This window comes from Agrococcus sp. HG114 (assembly GCF_024723325.1).
Classification (GTDB): Bacteria; Actinomycetota; Actinomycetes; order Actinomycetales; family Microbacteriaceae; genus Agrococcus.
In genome coordinates this window covers 1-3,856 of sequence record NZ_JANQCH010000172.1, presented here as the reverse complement: position 1 = coordinate 3,856, position 3,856 = coordinate 1, and the positions used below count along the sequence as shown (strand labels likewise).

Here is a 3,856-nt window from a genome sequence, read left to right as displayed (position 1 = left end):
GCCACCGGCCGGCCCAGCATCGCCGCCGTCGCCGACCCCGAGCCGCCGAGCGAGGTCGTCGACCGCGCGCTCGAGCGTCGGATCCTCGCCGCGCGCGAGCCCCGCGAGCTCGAGCCGGCCGTCGACGGCCTTCACCCACATGCGCCGGCGCGGGATGAGCAGCGACGCGAGCAGCGCGAGGAACAGCACGACGGTGATCCAGAACACCGGCGTCTGCGTGTGGTCGACGTGCACCTCGATCACGCCGTAGCGCCGCACGTCCTCGAACGTGATCGTGCCGAGCCCGCCGGGGATGTCGAGCGTCTGGCCCGGGAAGAGCGTGAGCGCCTCCTGCCCCGAGTCGCCGCCGGCGATCTGCGTCATCGCGTCGGTCTCGAGCGCGTACACCGAGCGCGGGATCCCGGCGTCGAGCCGCAGGTCGCCCGTGAACGCCTGCAGCGACAGCACGGGGTTCGCGAGGTCGGGGTAGGCGGATGCGAGGGCGCCGGTCTCGAGCGACACCGCGGTCGGGTAGAAGAAGCCGCGCAGCCCCAGCTGCTCCTCGAGCCCGTCGGGCAGCTTGATGACGCCGAGGCTCGTCATGAGGTCGTCCTGCGCGAGGAACGGCGTGTACTGGTCGTAGACGACCTCGCCGGCGGCGTCGCGCACCGAGATGCGCGGCGCGTAGCCGTTCGAGATGAGGTAGAGGTCGGCGCCCGCGACCCGCAGCGGCTCGTTGACCTTGATCTGCGCCTCGCGCTCGGCGCCCTCCTCGGTCACGGTCACGAACGCGGTGAAGTCGAGCGGCGCCCCGACCGCGTCGGGGTTCTCGGTCTCGTACTCGACCGCGAGGTCGTCGAGCACGACGGCGAACGGCTCGAGCGAGCCGTCGTCGAACCACTGCCCCGACGAGAACGAGTCGTAGCTCGAGAGCGTGTTCGCGAACCCGCGCCCCTCGACGAGCAGCCGCTGCCCGTTGTAGCCGAAGCCCGAGCCGAGGCCGATGACGAGCAGCAGCGCGAGCATCGCGATGTGGAAGAGCAGGTTGCCGGTCTCGCGCAGGTAGCCGCGCTCGGCCGAGATCGAGTCGCCGTAGCGCGCGGTGCGGTAGCCGAGCCGGCGCAGCACCCGCTCCGCGCCGTCGAGGTCGGATGCGCCGCCCGGTACGGTCTGGAACCCGACGAGCCGCGACAGCCGCGCCGGGGTGCGCGGCGGCTGCGCGCGCATCGCCTTCCAGTGGTGGGCGAGCCGCGGCACGACGCATCCGACCAGGGACGTGAACAGCAGGATGTAGATCGCCGAGAACCACGGGCTCGAGTACACGTCGTGCAGCGAGAGCGCGTCGTAGAGCCAGACGAGGTCGGGGTTGTCGGCGCGCACCTGGATGACGCCGTTCGGGTCGCTCGAGCGCTGCGGCACGAGGCTGCCGGGGATCGCGGCGACCGCCAGCAGCAGCAGCAGCACGATCGCGGTGCGCATCGAGGTGAGCTGCCGCCACAGGAACCGCGCCCAGCCGCGCGCGTCGAGCGGCGGCTGCGCGGGCGCCTCGACCGAGTCGATGTGGTCGCCGGGCCGCTTGGGATCAGATGACGGTGACAACGCTCGCGATCCAACCCTGGAGCGACTGCATGATGGCGTTCCATGCACCGGTGACCATGAGCACGCCGATGGCGATGAGCATCGCGCCGCCCGCGATGTTGATGGGGCGGATGTGCCGGCGCATCCACGCGACGGCGCCGCCCGCCCAGCCGAGGCCGAGCGCGAGCAGCAGGAAGGGGATGCCGAGACCGAGCGCGTAGGCCAGGCCGAGGACCGCCCCCTGCCACGCGGAGCCGGTCGTGACCGTGAGCGCGCTGATCGCCGCGAGCGTCGGCCCGGAGCACGGGGTCCAGCCGAGCGCGAAGACGACGCCGACGACGGGCGCGGCCCAGAGCCCGCCGGCCTTGACCTGCTGCGGCTTCCAGATGCGCTGCAGGAACGAGAACTGCCCGACGAACACGAGCCCGAGCAGGATGAGCACCGCGCCGAGCACGCGCACGAGCGCGTCGCCGTGCTGCAGCAGGAACGAGCTCACCGCGCCCACGATCGCGTTGCCGAGCACGAACACGAGCGTGAAGCCGGCGATGAAGAGGGCGACGCCGCCCACGAGCCGGCGGCGGCCGCCGTCCTGCCCGCCGACGAGCGAGCCGACGAGGCCGAGGTAGCCGGGCACGAGCGGCAGGATGCACGGGCTCGCGAACGAGACGATTCCCGCGAGCAGCGCGATCGGCACCGACACGAGCAGCTGGCCGCTCAGCACCGCGCCGGCCGGGTCGAAGGCGGCGAGCGCCGGGGCGGCGGCGAGCGGCACGGCGGGCGCGAGCGCGAGGGCGGCGATGCTCACCGCGCGAGCTCCTCCTCGAGCAGGGTCGAGAGGATGCTCGTGTCGGAGACCGCGCCGGAGACGCGGGCGGCGACGCGGCCCTCCTTGTCGAGCACGAGGGTCGACGGCACCGCGTTGGGCGCGACGATGCCGGTGAACGCGAGCTGCGCCTCGGCGGTCGCGTCGTCGAGGATCGACGGGTACTCGATGCCGAACTGCTGCTCGAACGCGGTCGCCTGCGCGGCGCCGTCGCGCGTGTTGACGCCGAGGAAGTCGACCTCGTCGCCGAACTCGGCGTGGAGCTCCGCGAGCACGGGCGCCTCGATGCGGCACGGCGGGCACGCGGCGTACCAGAAGTTCACGAGCGTCACGCCGTCGAGCGACGCGGAGTCGAACTCGCCGCCGTCGGCGAGCGGGCCGCCGAACGCGCCCGGGGCCTGGCGCTCGCCCGGCGGCACCTCGGTGACGAAGCCGTCGCCGGCGATGTAGCCCGCGTCGCCGACCTGGGCGGCCACGCCGTCGGCGCTCGAGCAGCCCGCGAGCGCGAGCGCAGCGAGCGCGAGGGCGCCCACGCGCATCCGCCGCCGCACCGGACCCCGGCCGGCCCGGACGCCCACGCCGCTCACACCGCCCCCGCGTCGATCGCGTCGACCGCGGCCGCGGGCTCCGCGTAGCCGACCTCGACCATGCGGTCGCCCCGGCGCTCGAAGCTCGTGATCGACGACAGCTGGCAGCGGCGCTTGCGCGGGTCGTGCCACAGCGGTCGCCCGGCGAGCGCGAGGTGCGCGATCCAGATCGGCGACTGGTGGCTCACCATCACGATGTCGCCGTCGTCGTCCGACTCGTCGAGCTCGTCCCACGCGTCGTCCATCGCGGCGATCACCCGCTGCGCGATCGCGGTGTAGGGCTCGCCCCACGACGGGCGGAAGGGGTTGCGCACGAGCGGCCATGCCGACGGGTGGCGCAGTGCCCCGCTCGCCTCGAAGGTCTTGCCCTCGAACGCGTTCGTCGGCTCGATGATGCGGTGCTCGGTGCGCACCTCGAGCCCGAAGGCGCTCGCGAACGGCTCCGCCGACTCCTGCGCGCGCTCGAGCGGGCTCGCCGCGAGGCGCACGACGCGGCGGGCGTCGGGGCCGGTCGCGAGGTGCTGCGCCGCGAGCTCCGCCATGCGGTGCCCGCGCTCCGAGAGCAGGAAGCCCGGCATGCGGCCGTAGAGCACGCGCCCCGGGTTGTGCACCTCGCCATGGCGCACGAGATGGAGGCGGCGGGCGGGCATGCGGGCCATCGTACCGAGCGACCCTATGGACGATCCCACCCGGCAGGATGGAGGCGTGCCCCTCCTCGTGCCGCTCGTGCTCGCGCTGCTGATCGCGGCGGGCGCGAGCATGCTGTGGGTGTGGGCGCGCTACGTCGCGCACCGCCGCCACGGCGGCACCGCCGCGCTCGGCGTCGTCGCGCTCGCGGCCGCCGGCGTGTGGCTGCTCGTCGCGTCCGACGGGGCGGATGCGCCGGTGC

General features: G+C 73.9%; 5 protein-coding genes. 1 reads left to right on the top strand and 4 read right to left on the bottom strand.

Features of this window, described 5'->3' with window-relative positions:
• The 4 genes from NWP09_RS12155 to NWP09_RS12140 all read right to left on the bottom strand — a co-directional run.
• The coding region (locus NWP09_RS12155; protein ID WP_258275763.1) for a cytochrome c biogenesis protein ResB at window positions 1-1,578 on the bottom strand (1,578 nt) is incomplete at its 3' end.
• Complete coding sequence (locus NWP09_RS12150) at window positions 1,562-2,278, bottom strand: cytochrome c biogenesis CcdA family protein (RefSeq protein ID WP_258275764.1); 717 nt, start codon at window positions 2,276-2,278, stop codon at window positions 1,562-1,564. The genes NWP09_RS12150 and NWP09_RS12155, both read right to left, overlap by 17 nt.
• A gap of 80 nt (window positions 2,279-2,358) precedes the next feature.
• Entirely contained in the window at window positions 2,359-2,919 is a 561-nt protein-coding gene (locus NWP09_RS12145) for a TlpA disulfide reductase family protein (RefSeq protein WP_258275762.1), read from the bottom strand.
• A 44-nt stretch (window positions 2,920-2,963) separates the two neighbouring features.
• The gene (locus NWP09_RS12140; protein ID WP_258275761.1) at window positions 2,964-3,617 is read right to left on the bottom strand and encodes a histidine phosphatase family protein; all 654 of its coding nucleotides are present in this window, start codon (window positions 3,615-3,617) and stop codon (window positions 2,964-2,966) included.
• Between the two features lie 55 nt (window positions 3,618-3,672).
• Between NWP09_RS12140 and NWP09_RS12135 the strand changes: the two genes are divergently transcribed.
• The coding region (locus tag NWP09_RS12135) for a hypothetical protein (RefSeq protein ID WP_258275760.1) at window positions 3,673-3,856 on the top strand (184 nt) is incomplete at its 3' end.

Excerpts from the sequence above, each read along its gene's own strand:
- NWP09_RS12140 (WP_258275761.1), bottom strand. The coding sequence starts at position 3,617 with ATGCCCGCCCGCCGCCTCCATCTCGTGCGCCATGGCGAGGTGCACAAC.
- NWP09_RS12145 (WP_258275762.1), bottom strand. The coding sequence starts at position 2,919 with ATGCGCGTGGGCGCCCTCGCGCTCGCTGCGCTCGCGCTCGCGGGCTGC.